General features: G+C 37.1%; 10 protein-coding genes and 5 tRNA genes. 14 read left to right on the forward strand and 1 reads right to left on the reverse strand.

Going from position 1 to position 16,107, the window contains the following annotated elements; all coding sequences use genetic code 11:
• Nucleotides 1-34: 34 nt before the first annotated feature.
• The gene (locus ACFS6I_RS05575) at nucleotides 35-1,198 is read right to left on the reverse strand and encodes a BamA/TamA family outer membrane protein (RefSeq protein WP_208700131.1); all 1,164 of its coding nucleotides are present in this window, start codon (nucleotides 1,196-1,198) and stop codon (nucleotides 35-37) included.
• Between the two features lie 458 nt (nucleotides 1,199-1,656).
• Here ACFS6I_RS05575 and ACFS6I_RS05580 point away from each other — a divergent pair.
• From ACFS6I_RS05580 to rpoC, 14 genes are all read left to right on the forward strand, one after another.
• Nucleotides 1,657-1,729, forward strand: a tRNA-Thr gene (locus tag ACFS6I_RS05580).
• Between the two features lie 21 nt (nucleotides 1,730-1,750).
• A tRNA-Tyr gene (locus ACFS6I_RS05585) sits at nucleotides 1,751-1,831 on the forward strand.
• 56 nt (nucleotides 1,832-1,887) lie between these two features.
• Nucleotides 1,888-1,960 (forward strand) — tRNA-Gly (locus ACFS6I_RS05590).
• A 94-nt stretch (nucleotides 1,961-2,054) separates the two neighbouring features.
• A tRNA-Thr gene (locus ACFS6I_RS05595) sits at nucleotides 2,055-2,126 on the forward strand.
• Nucleotides 2,127-2,182: 56 nt separating this feature from the next.
• Nucleotides 2,183-3,367: an elongation factor Tu gene (tuf, locus tag ACFS6I_RS05600; RefSeq protein ID WP_045752394.1), complete on the forward strand. Its 1,185-nt coding sequence runs from the start codon at nucleotides 2,183-2,185 to the stop codon at nucleotides 3,365-3,367.
• Nucleotides 3,368-3,532: 165 nt separating this feature from the next.
• Nucleotides 3,533-3,603 (forward strand) — tRNA-Trp (locus ACFS6I_RS05605).
• A gap of 19 nt (nucleotides 3,604-3,622) precedes the next feature.
• Nucleotides 3,623-3,817: a preprotein translocase subunit SecE gene (gene secE / locus ACFS6I_RS05610; RefSeq protein WP_031288930.1), complete on the forward strand. Its 195-nt coding sequence runs from the start codon at nucleotides 3,623-3,625 to the stop codon at nucleotides 3,815-3,817.
• A gap of 18 nt (nucleotides 3,818-3,835) precedes the next feature.
• Nucleotides 3,836-4,381, forward strand: coding sequence for a transcription termination/antitermination protein NusG (gene nusG / locus ACFS6I_RS05615; RefSeq protein ID WP_132773503.1), 546 nt, complete (start codon nucleotides 3,836-3,838; stop codon nucleotides 4,379-4,381).
• A 186-nt stretch (nucleotides 4,382-4,567) separates the two neighbouring features.
• The gene (gene rplK / locus ACFS6I_RS05620) at nucleotides 4,568-5,011 is read left to right on the forward strand and encodes a 50S ribosomal protein L11 (protein WP_045752391.1); all 444 of its coding nucleotides are present in this window, start codon (nucleotides 4,568-4,570) and stop codon (nucleotides 5,009-5,011) included.
• 22 nt (nucleotides 5,012-5,033) lie between these two features.
• Nucleotides 5,034-5,732, forward strand: coding sequence for a 50S ribosomal protein L1 (gene rplA, locus ACFS6I_RS05625; RefSeq protein WP_021191049.1), 699 nt, complete (start codon nucleotides 5,034-5,036; stop codon nucleotides 5,730-5,732).
• A gap of 2 nt (nucleotides 5,733-5,734) precedes the next feature.
• Nucleotides 5,735-6,253, forward strand: coding sequence for a 50S ribosomal protein L10 (rplJ, locus tag ACFS6I_RS05630; protein ID WP_183915899.1), 519 nt, complete (start codon nucleotides 5,735-5,737; stop codon nucleotides 6,251-6,253).
• 80 nt (nucleotides 6,254-6,333) lie between these two features.
• A complete protein-coding gene (gene rplL / locus ACFS6I_RS05635; protein WP_183915897.1) occupies nucleotides 6,334-6,705 on the forward strand; it encodes a 50S ribosomal protein L7/L12 in 372 nt (123 codons plus the stop codon).
• 169 nt (nucleotides 6,706-6,874) lie between these two features.
• Nucleotides 6,875-10,684, forward strand: a complete 3,810-nt coding sequence (gene rpoB / locus ACFS6I_RS05640) for a DNA-directed RNA polymerase subunit beta (RefSeq protein ID WP_183915895.1) — start codon at nucleotides 6,875-6,877, stop codon at nucleotides 10,682-10,684.
• Between the two features lie 74 nt (nucleotides 10,685-10,758).
• Nucleotides 10,759-15,036 (forward strand): DNA-directed RNA polymerase subunit beta', encoded by a 4,278-nt coding sequence (rpoC, locus tag ACFS6I_RS05645; RefSeq protein ID WP_380918720.1) that lies wholly within the window; start codon nucleotides 10,759-10,761, stop codon nucleotides 15,034-15,036.
• Nucleotides 15,037-16,107 lie beyond the last annotated feature (1,071 nt).

A 16,107-nucleotide genomic window follows, 5' to 3' on the forward strand; every position in this document is an offset into this window, starting at 1 on the left:
GAAAAGATGATCAATTAACTATTGGTATGTTATTTTAAAATGCTTCGCTAAGAGAAAGGTAGAATCCCGATTGTCTTTTTTCTCCAGGCCGCTGTTCGCCGTAAGCGTAATCAATTCGAATATTACTATTATGTTCTAAGCTGAAAAAATAACGAAAACCTCCTCCATAGGATGGAATAAATCGAGCATTATATTCCTTTGAAAAGACAGATCCCACACCTGTAAACGCTGCTGCTGCAAATCTGGGATGAAACCTGTAACGTAATTCTGCTTGTGATGCCAGATAGTTTTTATCTTTATAACGACCGATATAGTATCCACGCATCATCATATCACCACCTAAATCTCTATAGGCGTAATATGGAATGGTTTTGCCAAAGGTAGATCTATAAATAGCCTGAGCAGCCAATGTTAGTTTGGGATGAAGAGGAAAAAATGCACGCAGATCAGCGTCAAAATTGCCACCTTCGAAATCTTCTTTTGTCCATAGTTTTGGAGCATAAGCTAGTTTAGCTCTTGCGTAATATCCTTGAGTTGTGTAGGATACATTGTTTCTGCTGTCAAAAAGCTGTGAAATACCCAGCAGTAACTGCTGGCCACCTTTTTTTCCTAGTAATAATGCGTCGTCAAAGATACCGTCGATTTCTTTGTCCCTAAATTGTACATAATCATATTGTATATTGACACCAGCGTAATATTTGGAAGCAATTCTTTTTTCTATCTCTAATTTGGCACGAAAAAGTTTCTGACTGATGAGATCTTCATCCGCTTTTTTTGTATCCATACCTATACCATAGTAATTCGAGGGCCAATTGCGGTATCGGAGCTCTGAAATAATGTGATAATCATTATTATCTGTCCAAATATCAGCTTGTAATTTAATATTGGATTGTTTTTTAGTTGTATAGGTACCCATTAATAAAATGTTTGATGACCTAATACTTGAATCTTTTTTGTTAAAATAGAAATTGTAATTGCTGGCGATTCCATATTCAGCACCTGTCTCTTGCGCATATCCCAAAGCCGGCAATACCATGAATACGCCCGATCTTGTTGAGTCCTTTGAGGTCGAAAAAACTTTTTTCGTAACTTTTTCTATTATATTTTGAGCTTTTACAATATGTGTATCGGTGATGAAAACAATGAATAGTATTGAAACTAGTATTTCGATCACTTTACGCTGATCTCGATTTTGCATGGCCAAACTTAGATAAATTTGTTTTATTTACAATTTTAATTGCGTCATATAGATAACAAATTTATCGATTAACATTTATTTTTTAGGCTTTATGATGGAAGCTCTGTTCTGGATCTCGATCTGTCAAGGATAATAATCTAGCCTATGCAATAGTGAATTTTGCACCCGTGTTATTAATTGTCTTATTTCGCTTGAAATTTATTTATCTGCGTATCAGTAGTGTTGTGAAAAAGTAGCGTTTTTTTTAAAAAAATATTTTTGTAATGTGGGTTTAGTGTATATCTTTGCATCAGCAAACAAGGAAATAGCGATGCTAACACAGAAAGTTTGATAGTTCTTTTAAGAGTGAAAAAAAATAAAAAAAAGCTTGCAAGTGTCAAAATTAAAATAGATATTTGCACTCGCTAAATAAAAGAAATTGAGTTTAGAGATTAGAAAGAAAGCTTTTAAATAAAGACGCCTCTTTAGCTCAGCTGGTAGAGCAACTGACTTGTAATCAGTAGGTCATTGGTTCGATTCCGATAAGAGGCTCAAACATAACTTTATAGTTATGGGGGGGTTCCAGAGCGGTCAAATGGGACGGACTGTAAATCCGTTACTTCGGTTTCGAAGGTTCGAATCCTTCTCCCCCCACACTAAACAGTTTGCGTACTGTTGGTAGGTGAAAATCTAAATAAAACGCAAACAAAGCGGAAGTAGCTCAGTTGGTAGAGCGATAGCCTTCCAAGCTATAGGTCGCGAGTTCGAACCTCGTCTTCCGCTCAAATTTTTAAGTATTGATTTTTAGTCTCTGTCTTCTTTGATAATATTATATCTAAAGGTGGAGGCATTAATCTGTAAACAGGATTTTCGAAAAGCCGAAGTAGCTCAGGGGTAGAGCACTTCCTTGGTAAGGAAGAGGTCGTGGGTTCAAATCCCATCTTTGGCTCGTACAACATTGTATAACAAGTATAGAAATATTTATAATTACTAATTCGCATAAACATGGCAAAAGAGAAATTTGACCGTAGTAAACCACACTTAAACATTGGTACAATCGGTCACGTTGACCACGGTAAAACTACTACAACTGCAGCTATTACTAAAGTATTAGCAGACGCAGGTTTATCAGAAGCTCGTTCATTTGATTCAATTGACTCTGCTCCTGAAGAAAAAGAGCGTGGTATCACGATCAACACTGCACACGTTGAGTATTCAACAGCTAACCGTCACTATGCACACGTTGACTGTCCAGGTCACGCCGATTATGTGAAAAACATGGTTACTGGTGCTGCTCAAATGGATGGCGCTATCATCGTAGTTGCTGCTACTGATGGTCCTATGCCTCAAACACGTGAGCACATCTTATTAGGTCGTCAAGTAGGTATCCCTGCTTTAGTTGTTTTCTTAAACAAAACTGACTTAGTAGATGATGAAGAATTATTAGATTTAGTTGAAATGGAAGTTCGTGAATTATTATCATTCTACGATTATCCAGGAGATGATGTTCCAGTAATTAAAGGTTCTGCTTTAGGTGCTCTTAACGGTGAGCCTGAGTGGGTTGCTAAAATTATGGAATTAATGGATGCTGTTGATAACTACATTCCAATCCCTCCACGTTTAACTGAATTACCTTTCTTAATGCCAGTAGAGGATGTATTCTCGATCACAGGTCGTGGTACTGTTGCTACAGGTCGTATTGAAAGAGGTGTAATCAACTCTGGAGATCCAGTTGAAATCTTAGGTATGGGTGCTGAGAACTTAAAATCTACAGTAACTGGTGTTGAGATGTTCCGTAAAATTTTAGATTACGGTGAAGCTGGTGATAACGTAGGTTTATTATTACGTGGTATTGAGAAAACTGATATCAAACGTGGTATGGTTATCTGTAAACCAGGATCAGTAACTCCTCACGATTATTTCAAAGCTGAGGTTTACGTTTTATCAAAAGCTGAAGGTGGTCGTCACACACCATTCTTTAACAAATACCGTCCTCAATTCTATTTCCGTACAACAGATGTAACTGGTGAGATTTCATTAGCTGAAGGTACTGAGATGGTAATGCCAGGTGATAACGTTACGATCACTGTTAAATTGATCTCTCCTATCGCTATGGAAAAAGGTCTACGTTTCGCTATCCGTGAAGGTGGTAGAACTGTAGGTGCTGGTCAGGTAACTGAAATTTTATAGTCTTTTAAAGATTCTAAAATCACATATAATAAGCTAATCAGTTCATACTGATTAGCTTATTTTTTCAGTCGATATTATTGATTAAAAAACAATAAAAAAAGATTAAAAAAATTTGCAGGGAATAGTTTAAAACACTATATTTGCATCATCAAAATAAGATAATACACGGGAATAGTTCAACGGTAGAATAGAGGTCTCCAAAACCTTTGATCAGGGTTCGAATCCTTGTTCCCGTGCTTAATAAATAAACTGAAAATGGCAAAAGTACTTGATTTTTTTAAAGACTCTTATGTCGAAATTACAGAGAAGGTTACTTGGCCTACTTGGGGTCAATTACAGAACTCCGCTGTAATTGTACTTGTTGCTTCTGTTATAATAGCGTTATTGGTTTTTGTAATGGATAAAGCTTCAAGTAACGTATTAGAGTTATTGTACGGTATTGCTTCTTAATTTCATCAAACATTATTTATGGCAGATCAAAGTTTAAAATGGTACGTAGTTCGTGCAGTGAGTGGTAAGGAGAAGAAGGTAAAGCAATATATCGATGCCGAAGTTAGCCGTTTAGGAATTGAGCATTTGATTACTCAAGTGTTGATTCCGATGGAGAAGTACTATTTGATGCGTGATGGAAAGAAAGTGGCTAAAGAGCGTAACTACTATCCTGGATACGTTTTGCTAGAAGCTGCTTTAGATGGTGAGTTGGAACACATTATAAAAGGAGTTAATAGTGTCATTGGATTTTTAGGGGATAAAGCAGGTAATGCTATTCCGTTGCGCCAAGCTGAGGTTAATCGTATTCTAGGTAAAGTGGATGAGATGGCTGAGCAGGGTGAGACAATTAATGTACCATATTACGTTGGTGAGACAGTGAAAGTGAATGATGGTCCATTTAATGGTTTCACAGGTGAGATCGAAGAAGTTCATGAAGATAAGAAAAAACTGATTGTAATGGTGAAAGTTTTCGGAAGAAAAACACCATTGGAATTAAACTACATGCAAGTAGAAAAAGAATAATAAAAAGAGCAAAGTACAACTTTGCTCTTTTTATGTTAAAATAAATTTGCAAATAGATTTAATTCTATATATCTTTGCACCTCATTTGGTGGTTAAACGCAAGTTAATAACCAGGTGAAATAATAAATGTTACGTTATTTGCTTCCAACTTACTAACAAACATTTAATAATTTAATTCAAAACAAGATGGCAAAAGAAGTCAGTGCGTTAGTAAAATTACAAGTTAAGGGCGGAGCTGCGAATCCATCTCCACCAGTAGGACCTGCTTTAGGTGCTAAAGGTGTGAACATTATGGATTTCTGTAAACAGTTCAACGCTCGTACGCAAGACAAACCAGGAAAAGTATTGCCTGTTGTCATTACAGTTTACGCTGATAAATCTTTTGATTTTATCATTAAAACTCCACCAGTTGCTATTCAATTGAAAGAAACTGCGGGTTTAAAAAGCGGTTCAGGTGAGCCTAACCGTAAAAAAGTAGCTTCAGTTACTTGGGAACAAGTAGAAGTTATTGCTAAAGATAAAATGGTAGATTTAAACGCGTTTACTTTAGATGCTGCTATGAGAATGGTAGCTGGGACAGCACGTAGTATGGGTATTACTGTATCAGGTAATGCTCCTTGGAACAATTAATTAAGAAATCAATTTAAGAAAAGTGGCTAGATTAACAAAAAATCAAAAAGCGGCACTATCCAAAATTGAAGCTGGTAAAGCATACTCTTTAAAAGAAGCTGCGGCTTTAGTTAAAGAAATCTCATTGACCAAATTCGATGCTTCTGTGGATATCGACGTTCGTTTAGGCGTAGATCCCCGTAAAGCAAATCAAATGGTTCGTGGTATTGCAACTTTACCTCACGGAACTGGTAAAACTGTACGTGTTTTAGTTTTATGTACTCCTGATAAGGAAGAAGAAGCTAAAGCAGCAGGTGCTGATTTCGTAGGTTTAGATGAGTATATCAGTAAAATTGAAGGCGGTTGGACTGACGTTGATATCATTATTACAATGCCTAGTGTGATGGCTAAAGTAGGTAAATTGGGTCGTATTTTAGGTCCAAGAAACTTAATGCCAAATCCTAAAACTGGTACTGTAACTACAGAAGTAGGTAAAGCAGTAACAGATGTTAAAGGCGGTAAGATTGATTTCAAAGTTGATAAAACTGGTATCATCCATACTTCAGTTGGTAAAGCGTCGTTCGATGCAGACAAAATTTATGAAAACGCATTAGAGGTATTACAAACTATCTCTCGTTTAAAACCGTCTGCAGCAAAAGGAACATACTTTAAAAGCATTCACATTTCATCAACTATGAGTCCTGGTATTCATATTGAGACTAAATCAGTAGCGGGTATTTAATCATGAGAAAAGAAGAAAAACAAGAAATTGTTCAAGCTTTGGCAGAGCAGATTAAATCTTACGGTAATTTCTATATTACTGACACTTCTGAATTATCGGTAGAGAAAGTGAATGGCATTCGTCGCAAATGTTTCGAAAGTGATATTGAAATTAAAGCTGTTAAAAACACTTTAATCAAAAAAGCATTAATCGAAGCTGGTGTTGATTCAGAAGAGATCTTAGGAGCATTGAAAGGTGCCTCTACAATGATGTTCTCTGAAGTAGCAAATGCTCCAGCGAAATTAATCCAAGCTTTACGTAAAGAAGGTGATAAACCTTTGTTGAAAGCTGCTTATATCCAAGAAACTGCATTTGTAGGTGACAATCAGTTGAAAGCATTAGTGAGTCTTAAATCTAAAAATGAACTCATCGCTGACGTTATCGCTGCATTGGAATCTCCTGCTAAGAATGTTATTTCAGCTCTTCAATCGGGTGGAAATACAATTTCAGGTTTAGTAAAAGCTTTAGAGCAAAGAGGTTAACGAATACTCTTTTATAATAAAACATTCGTACTATTATTAATAACAATTTTTCATAACGACATTCAAAAATTCAAAATAAAATGGCAGATTTAAAACAACTTGCTGAGCAGTTAGTAAACTTGACAGTAAAAGAAGTTAAAGAACTAGCTGATATCTTAAAAGACGAGTACGGTATCGAGCCTGCTGCTGCTGCTGTTGCAGTTGCTGCTGCTCCAGCTGAAGCTGCTGCTGCTGAAGAGAAAACATCTTTCGATGTTATCTTGAAAGAAGCTGGTGGTGCTAAATTAGCTGTAGTTAAATTAGTAAAAGATTTAGCTGGATTAGGCTTGAAAGAAGCTAAAGATTTAGTAGATGGCGCTCCTAAAGAAATCAAAACTGGTGTTTCTAAAGACGAAGCACAAGCGTTGAAACAACAATTAGAAGAAGCTGGAGCTGTTGTTGAGATTAAATAATCTTATCTAACAAGCCCTCAAAAGGTTTAGACTCTGACGTAATTTCGTTAGAGTCTATTCCTATTTATGATATTTGACTACTAGTCTATGTGTGTGCTGAACATAGTCGAGATGTAGTAATAACAGCATAGTTAAGCTCAGTTTTTTTAAAACTAAAATTCATATCCCCTTGGCAAACAATAATATTCAACAAGAAAGAGTAAATTTTGCGACAAGCAGGAAAGTTCTGGAATATCCAGATTTCTTAGATGTGCAATTGCAATCTTTCAAGGAGTTTTTTCAATTAGAAACTACTTCTGACAACCGCCATCAGGAAGGGCTGTTCAAGGTATTCTCGGAAAACTTCCCTATTTCTGATTCTAGAAACATTTTTGTGCTCGAGTTTTTGGATTATTTTATTGATCCTCCTCGCTATGATATACAAGAATGTATCGAACGTGGGTTAACTTATAGCGTTCCTCTAAAGGCGAAGTTAAAGTTATCATGTAATGATGAAGAACACGAAGATTTCGAAACTATTGTACAGGACGTATATTTGGGAACTATCCCATATATGACACCGAAAGGTACTTTCGTGATTAATGGTGCGGAGCGCGTAATCGTATCTCAATTACACCGTTCACCTGGCGTTTTCTTTGGTCAAAGTAGACACACAAATGGTACTAAACTATATTCTGCAAGGGTAATTCCTTTTAAAGGATCTTGGATCGAGTTTGCAACTGACGTTAATAACGTTATGTATGCTTATATCGACCGTAAGAAAAAATTCCCAGTTACTACTTTATTACGTGCTATCGGTTATGATTCGGATAAGGATATCTTAGAATTATTTGATCTTGCTGATGAAGTTAAAGTTAGTAAATCTGGTCTTAAGAAATACGTTGGTCGTCGTTTGGCGGCAAGGGTATTGAAAAAATGGATTGAAGATTTCGTTGATGAGGATACAGGTGAAGTTGTATCTATTGACCGTAATGAGATCATACTTGAACGTGAGACTGTTTTAGAAGAAGATCACATTGACTTGATCATCGACGCTGGAGTAAAATCTATTATTTTAGCGAAAGAAGATGCATCTAACAATGCGGACTATTCAATTATATATAACACATTACAAAAAGATACGTCTAACTCTGAGAAAGAGGCAGTAGAGCACATCTACCGTCAATTACGTAACGCTGAACCACCTGATGAGGAAACTGCTCGTGGTATCATCGACCGTTTATTCTTCTCGGACAAACGTTACGATTTAGGTGATGTTGGTCGTTACCGCATTAACCGTAAATTGAAATTAAATACTCCTGATGAAACGAAGGTATTGACTCGTGAAGATATCATCGCTATCGTGAAGTATTTGATTAACTTAATCAACTCTAAAGCTGAGGTGGATGATATTGACCACTTATCTAACCGTCGTGTACGTACTGTAGGTGAGCAATTATACGCGCAATTTGGAGTAGGTCTTTCTCGTATGGCACGTACTATTCGTGAACGTATGAACATTCGTGATAATGAGGTTTTCACACCGACAGATTTAATTAATGCACGTACGTTATCGTCTGTTATTAATTCTTTCTTTGGTACTAACCAGTTATCACAGTTCATGGATCAAACTAACCCTCTTGCAGAGATCACGCACAAGCGTCGTCTTTCAGCTTTAGGTCCTGGTGGTCTTTCTCGTGAGCGTGCTGGTTTCGAGGTTCGTGACGTTCACTATACGCACTACGGTCGTTTGTGTACAATCGAAACTCCTGAGGGACCAAATATTGGTTTGATTTCGTCATTAGCTGTTCACGCTAAGATTAATAATTTAGGTTTTATCGAAACGCCATACCGTCGTGTTGAAGATGGTCGTGTTGTGGTGGAAGAACCTGTACATTATTTATCTGCTGAGGACGAAGATGAGAAAACAATCGGTCAAGCTAATGCACAATATGATGATAATGGTAATTTTATCGATGCTAAAGTAAAAGCTAGATATTTTGGTGATTTCCCGGTAATCGAACCTACACGTTTGGATTATATGGATGTTGCACCTAACCAGATTACATCTATTGCGGCTTCATTAATTCCTTTCTTGGAGCATGATGATGCCAACCGTGCATTGATGGGATCAAACATGCAGCGTCAAGCTGTTCCAATTTTACGTCCACAAGCACCTATCGTAGGTACTGGTCTAGAAGGCCGTGTTGCGAAAGATTCTCGTACATTAATTAATGCAGAGGGTGATGGTGTTGTTGAGTATGTAGATGCGGATGAGATTAAAATTCGTTACGACCGTACTGATGATGACCGTTTAGTATCATTTGATGACGACGTGAAAACATATAGATTGATCAAATTCAAGAAAACCAATCAGAATACTTGTATGAACTTAAAACCTATTGTAGGTAAAGGGCAACGTGTGACTAAAGGTCAGGTATTATGTGAAGGTTATGCAACTGAAAATGGTGAATTAGCATTAGGACGTAACTTGAAAGTTGCATTCATGCCTTGGCAAGGATATAACTTTGAGGATGCGATCGTAATTTCTGAGCGTGTAGCAAAAGAAGACTGGTTTACATCTCTTCATATTGAAGAGTTTGAATTGGAAGTTCGTGATACAAAACGTGGTGAAGAAGAATTAACAGCAGATATCCCTAACGTTTCGGAAGAAGCGACTAAAGACTTAGACGAAAACGGTATCATCCGTATTGGTGCTGAGGTTAATGGTGGTGATATCTTGATTGGTAAAATCACTCCAAAAGGTGAGTCTGATCCTTCTCCAGAAGAGAAATTATTACGTGCAATCTTTGGTGACAAAGCGGGTGACGTTAAAGATGCTTCATTAAAAGCTTCTCCTTCATTGAAAGGTGTTGTTATTGATACGAAGTTATTTGCACGCGCTAAGAAAATGTCAAAAGAAGTTGAGCGTAAAACATTAGAGAAATTAGAAACAGCACATGAAAGAGCTGTTAAGATTTTGAAAGAACGTTTAGTAGAGAAATTGTTTACAGTTGTAAATGGTAAAACTGCTCAAGGTATCTATAATGTATATAAAGAATTATTAGTAGCGAAAGGAGCTAAGTTTACACAAAAAATCTTAGCTGAATTAGACTACAATAATATCAACCCTACAGGTTGGACAACTGACGAAGATAAGAATGAAATGATTAAAGCTGCTTTACACTTCTATAACATTAAGTTAAACGAAGAGTTAGGTGCTTTCAAACGTGATAAATTCGCAGTTTCTGTCGGTGATGAATTGCCATCAGGTATCGTTCAAATGGCTAAAGTTTACGTTGCTAAGAAACGTAAATTGAAAGTAGGGGATAAGATGGCTGGTCGTCACGGTAATAAAGGTATTGTTGCACGTATTGTACGTGATGAAGATATGCCTTTCTTAGATGATGGAACACCAGTAGATATCGTGTTAAACCCATTAGGTGTACCTTCTCGTATGAACTTAGGACAGATTTACGAAACTGTTTTAGGTTGGGCTGGTCAAAAATTAGGTGTTAAATTTGCAACTCCTATTTTCGACGGTGCTGAAAAAGAAGAGGTAGAAGACTGGGTAGCTAAAGCTGGTTTACCTGCTTCAGGTAGAACTTACTTGTACAATGGTTTAACGGGTGAGCGTTTTGACCAACCAACTACAGTTGGTGTGATCTATATGTTGAAATTAGGACACATGGTTGATGATAAGATGCACGCTCGTTCGATCGGACCATACTCATTGATTACACAACAACCATTGGGTGGTAAAGCTCAATTCGGGGGTCAGCGTTTTGGTGAGATGGAGGTTTGGGCATTAGAGGCATTTGGTGCATCTAATATCCTACAAGAAATCTTGACTGTGAAATCGGATGATGTTGTTGGTCGTGCGAAAACTTACGAGGCTATCGTAAAAGGAAACAATTTACCAACTCCATCTGTACCAGAATCGTTTAACGTATTGGTACATGAGTTACGTGGTTTAGGTTTAGATATCACATTGGATTAATTAAGCAAAGTGAAGTTTTAGTGATCGCTATGATCACTAAAACTTCTTCATAAAGCTTTAACTTTTGAATAAGTATGTCTTACAAAAAAGATAATAAAATTAAAAGCAACTTTACATCAATTACTGTAAGCTTGGCGTCTCCAGAAACAATTTTAGAGCGTTCAAGTGGTGAAGTTGTAAAACCGGAAACGATTAACTATCGTACCTACAAACCAGAACGTGATGGTTTATTCTGTGAGCGTATCTTTGGTCCTGTAAAGGATTATGAATGTCACTGTGGTAAATACAAACGTATCCGTTACAAAGGTATCGTATGTGACCGTTGTGGTGTTGAAGTTACGGAGAAAAAAGTACGTCGTGAGCGTATGGGACACATTTCATTAGTGGTTCCTGTTGCTCATATCTGGTACTTCCGTTCTCTTCCAAATAAAATTGGTTATTTATTAGGTCTTCCTACCAAGAGACTAGACATGATTATCTACTACGAAAGATATGTAGTTATTCAGGCTGGTATTAAAGAGGATGATGGTATCAACTATATGGACTTCTTGACTGAAGAAGAATATTTAGATATTTTAGATACATTACCGAAAGAAAATCAATATTTAGATGACAACGATCCTCAAAAGTTCGTTGCTAAAATGGGTGCTGAAGCGTTAGAAGAATTATTGAAACGTATTGATTTAGATAAATTATCTTATGATTTGCGTCATCAAGCGGCTAACGAAACTTCTCAACAACGTAAAAATGAGGCTTTAAAGCGTCTTCACGTTGTAGAAGCATTCCGTGGTTCTAGAGATCGTATTGAGAATCGTCCGGAGTGGATGATTGTTAAAATCGTTCCTATTATTCCACCGGAATTGCGTCCATTAGTTCCTTTAGACGGTGGTCGTTTTGCGACTTCAGATTTAAATGATTTATACCGTCGTGTTATTATCCGTAATAACCGTTTGAAACGTTTAATTGAAATCAAAGCGCCAGAAGTAATTTTACGTAATGAAAAACGTATGTTGCAAGAGGCTGTAGATTCATTATTCGATAACTCACGTAAAGTTAACGCAGTTAAAACTGAAGGTAACCGTGCGTTGAAATCATTATCTGATATCTTAAAAGGTAAACAAGGTCGTTTCCGTCAAAACTTATTGGGTAAACGTGTGGATTATTCGGCTCGTTCGGTAATCGTCGTTGGACCGCACTTGAAATTACACGAGTGTGGTATCCCTAAAGATATGGCAGCAGAACTTTACAAACCGTTTATCATTCGTAAGATGATCGAACGTGGTATCGTTAAAACTGTAAAATCGGCTAAGAAAATTGTAGATCGTAAAGATCCAGTTGTTTGGGATATTTTAGAAAACGTGTTGAAAGGTCACCCGGTATTATTAAACCGTGCACCTACGCTTCACAGATTGGGTATTCAAGCTTTCCAACCTACGTTAGTAGAGGGTAAAGCAATTCAATTACACCCATTAGTGTGTACAGCGTTCAACGCCGATTTTGATGGTGACCAAATGGCAGTCCACTTACCTTTAGGTAATGCTGCAGTTTTGGAAGCACAAGTTTTAATGTTGGCTGCCCACAATATCTTAAATCCTGCAAATGGTTCTCCAGTAACAGTACCATCTCAGGATATGGTTTTGGGTCTTTATTATATTACTAAAGGCCGTAAGAGCACACCAGACCATATCGTTCATGGTGAAGATATGATTTTCTATTCTGCTGAAGAGGTTATTATCGCTTTAAATGAGAAGAAAATTGATTTGCATGCTTTTATTAAGGTAAAAACTAAAATCAGAACAAAAGACGGTAGTATTGTTGATACGTTATTAGATACAACAGTTGGTCGTGTTATCTTCAACCAGGTTGTACCTCATGAAGTAGGTTTCATCAACGAGTTATTAACGAAGAAATCTTTGCGTAATATCATTGGAGAAATTGTGAAAACTACGGGTATGGCTCGTGCTGCACAGTTCTTGGACGATATGAAGGAATTAGGTTTCCAAACGGCCTTCAAAGGTGGTTTATCGTTTAACTTGCAAGATTTGAACATTCCTGCTGCTAAAACTGACTTAATTCAACAAGCTACTAACGAAGTTGAAGAAGTAATGAATAACTATAACATGGGTTTCATTACTAACAACGAACGTTATAATCAAATTATCGATATTTGGACACGTATCAACAATAAGTTGACATCACACGTAATGGATATCTTATCGAATGACAACCAAGGTTTCAACTCTGTATATATGATGCTTGATTCTGGGGCGCGTGGTTCGAAAGAGCAAATTCGTCAGTTGTGTGGTATGCGTGGTTTGATGGCTAAACCTCAGAAATCTGGTTCAGCTGGTGGTGAAATTATTGAGAATCCGATTTTATCAAACTTTAAAGAAGGACTTTCAGTATTAGAGTACTTTATCTCTACCCACGGTGCGCGTAAAGGTCTTGCCGATACTGCATTGAAAACTGCCGATGCGGGTTACTTAACACGTCGTTTACATGACGTTGCACAGGATATGATTGTTATTACGCAAGACTGTGGAGGTTTAAGAGGTATTTACACAACTGCATTAAAAGATAACGATGATATTGTAGAACCGTTATACGATCGTATTTTAGGTCGTGTTTCATTATACAATGTATATGATCCTGAAACAGGTGAATTACTCGTTTCTGAAAATGAAGATATTGAAGAAGCTGTTGCTGAACGTATTGAAGCTTCAGGTATTGAGGGGGTTGAGATCCGTACCGTATTAACATGTGAGTGTAAACGCGGTGTATGTGCTAGCTGTTACGGTCGTAACTTGGCATCTGGTAAACGTGTTCAATTGGGAGAGGCTGTCGGTGTAATTGCAGCGCAATCAATTGGTGAGCCAGGTACACAGTTAACGCTTCGTACGTTCCACGTCGGTGGTACGGCTTCTAACATTGCTGCTGAGTCACAAATTTCTTCTAAATATGCTGGTACAGTAGAATTTGAAAACCTACGTACAGTATCTCAAGAAGGTGAAGACGGTACGCATCAAGTAGTATTGGGTCGTTCAGGTGAGATTAAAATTTTGGATGATACTAAGAAAATTGTATTCCAACAAAATATCCCTTACGGTTCTCAATTATTTGTAGAAGAAGGCAGTCAAGTAGCTAAAGGTGATAAATTAGTAGCATGGGATCCATATAATGCTGTTATTATCTCTGAGTTTGCCGGTAAAGTTGAATTTGATGCAATTGTTGAAGGTGTAACTTTCCGCGAAGAGTCAGATGAGCAAACGGGTCACAAAGAGAAAGTAATTATTGAAACTCGTGATAAAACGAAGAACCCTGCGATTAAAATTTTAGATAAAAAAGGTGAAGTAATTCGTACATATAACATTCCAGTAGGAGCTCACGTTTCTGTATCGGACGGTGTAACTGTTAAAGAAGGTGGTATCTTGGTTAAGATTCCTCGTTCTACAGGTAAAACGCGAGATATTACAGGGGGTCTACCGCGTGTAACGGAATTATTCGAAGCGCGTAATCCTTCTAATCCAGCAGTTGTAACTGAGATTGATGGTGTTGTAACTTTAGGTGGTGTTAAACGTGGTAACCGTGAGATCTCTATTGAGTCACGCGATGGCCAAATTAAGAAATACCTAGTTCCACTTTCGAAACATATCTTAGTACAGGATAATGACTTTATTAAAGCAGGTATGCCTTTATCGGATGGTTCGATCTCTCCAGCAGATATCTTATCAATTAAAGGTCCTTCGGCAGTACAGCATTATATCGTAAATGGTATTCAAGAGGTATACCGTCTTCAAGGTGTAAAAATTAATGATAAACACTTTGAGACGATCGTTCACCAAATGATGCAAAAAGTGAATATTGAAGATCCAGGAGATACGCGTTTCTTAGAAAAAGAAGCAGTTAACAAATGGGATTTCATGGAAGAAAATGATTCACTTTACGACAAGAAAGTTGTTGTTGATGCGGGTGACTCTAATGATTTACGTCCGGGACAGATCGTTTCATTACGTAGATTACGTGAAGAAAACTCTAGCTTGAGACGTCGTGATCAAAAACTAGTAGAGGTACGCGATGCTATTCCAGCAACTTCAAGTCCTTTATTACAAGGTATCACTAGAGCTTCGTTAGGAACGAAATCATTTATCTCTGCAGCATCATTCCAAGAGACTACTAAAGTCTTGAACGAAGCAGCTATTGCAGGTAAACGTGATAATTTATTAGGATTGAAAGAGAATGTAATTGTGGGTCACTTGATCCCTTCAGGTACAGGTCTTCGTCAATACGGTAATATTATCGTTGGTTCACGTGAAGAATATGATCAATTATTGGCTTCGAAAGAAGAAGATTAATAATTTATTAATAATACTTAAAAGGGTTGCAAATTTTATTTGCAACCCTTTTTTTTAATATTATACTACGACTCTTGTATATATACAGGTTGTTGCTGCAACCTGGTTAAAGAATGAATACTATTTGGTTCCAGCTACCTTTTGGTGAATAGGCATTTACTACTTTTTAAGAAACATCAGCAAAGCCTTAATCTACGCATAGTATACTGAATTCAGTTGCAACAGAGGTAACCACTTAGTGTTGATGATCGTTCAACGTCAATTCGAATGTTTCGATGAAATAGTCATCATCAGGAGTGATTGAGTAGGGGAAACCCAAGAAAATAGCACGACATGGTGCATCAGATAAATCGATGTGCCGTTCCAGATAAGATTTTCGTTCATTACGTAAAAGTTTTTGTTACGGATAAGCGGTAAGTGAAGATCTTTTGATGGTCCACATATCGGGTGCTAAAAGTTAATTTACCGAAATGTACATTCCTTATTAAATGATCGGATATTTTCTGTTATTGATAAAAGATTTGCATTAAATGCTTACCTGAGCAGATCTGTATTGGATCGCGAATCATTGTTTTTCTCAGATTAGCAATATTTTTTTGAGCATTATACCAATACATATTATGGTATTGCAGCAATTAGTCATTGAAATGGAGTTCAAGTATAGCAGTCCAAAACACCTTATAAAAGAAGGAACCAGTCCTTTTTTATTCCAGATATCTTGCTATTGATCTATAGCTTATAAATGAATCATCCAATGTTACAGTTAGTTAACCTTATTATGGAGAAATAAGCGAAAAAAGATTAGGAAGTGAATATAAAAAGGTGCTATCTTTGCACCACTCCGCAAGGGAGGAACGGCTGATCCGAAAGGGGAGGCACTGAAAAAAGAAGGGTTTAATTCAGGTTAGACGCAGAAACAGCAGGAAAACAAAAAAAATAAATTTTCACATTTATTTTGGAGAAACCAAAAAGATTTCTACCTTTGCAGTCCCGACGGAAACGAAGGGAAACAAACAAGATCGATAACGGCGCAATGCCGACATCATAAAAGCCGAAGCGAGATGCGGAAGC

The sequence above is a fragment of the Sphingobacterium anhuiense genome, from assembly GCF_042686355.1.
Taxonomy (GTDB): domain Bacteria; phylum Bacteroidota; class Bacteroidia; order Sphingobacteriales; family Sphingobacteriaceae; genus Sphingobacterium; species Sphingobacterium anhuiense.

What these genes read in the sequence shown, in the direction of transcription:
- secE (WP_031288930.1), top strand. Translation starts at nt 3,623, where the DNA reads ATGGCAAAAGTACTTGATTTTTTTAAAGACTCTTATGTCGAAATTACA.
- ACFS6I_RS05575 (WP_208700131.1), bottom strand. Translation starts at nt 1,198, where the DNA reads ATGCAAAATCGAGATCAGCGTAAAGTGATCGAAATACTAGTTTCAATA.
- rplK (WP_045752391.1), top strand. Translation starts at nt 4,568, where the DNA reads ATGGCAAAAGAAGTCAGTGCGTTAGTAAAATTACAAGTTAAGGGCGGA.
- rpoC (WP_380918720.1), top strand. Translation starts at nt 10,759, where the DNA reads ATGTCTTACAAAAAAGATAATAAAATTAAAAGCAACTTTACATCAATT.
- rplL (WP_183915897.1), top strand. Translation starts at nt 6,334, where the DNA reads ATGGCAGATTTAAAACAACTTGCTGAGCAGTTAGTAAACTTGACAGTA.
- tuf (WP_045752394.1), top strand. Translation starts at nt 2,183, where the DNA reads ATGGCAAAAGAGAAATTTGACCGTAGTAAACCACACTTAAACATTGGT.
- nusG (WP_132773503.1), top strand. Translation starts at nt 3,836, where the DNA reads ATGGCAGATCAAAGTTTAAAATGGTACGTAGTTCGTGCAGTGAGTGGT.
- rplJ (WP_183915899.1), top strand. Translation starts at nt 5,735, where the DNA reads ATGAGAAAAGAAGAAAAACAAGAAATTGTTCAAGCTTTGGCAGAGCAG.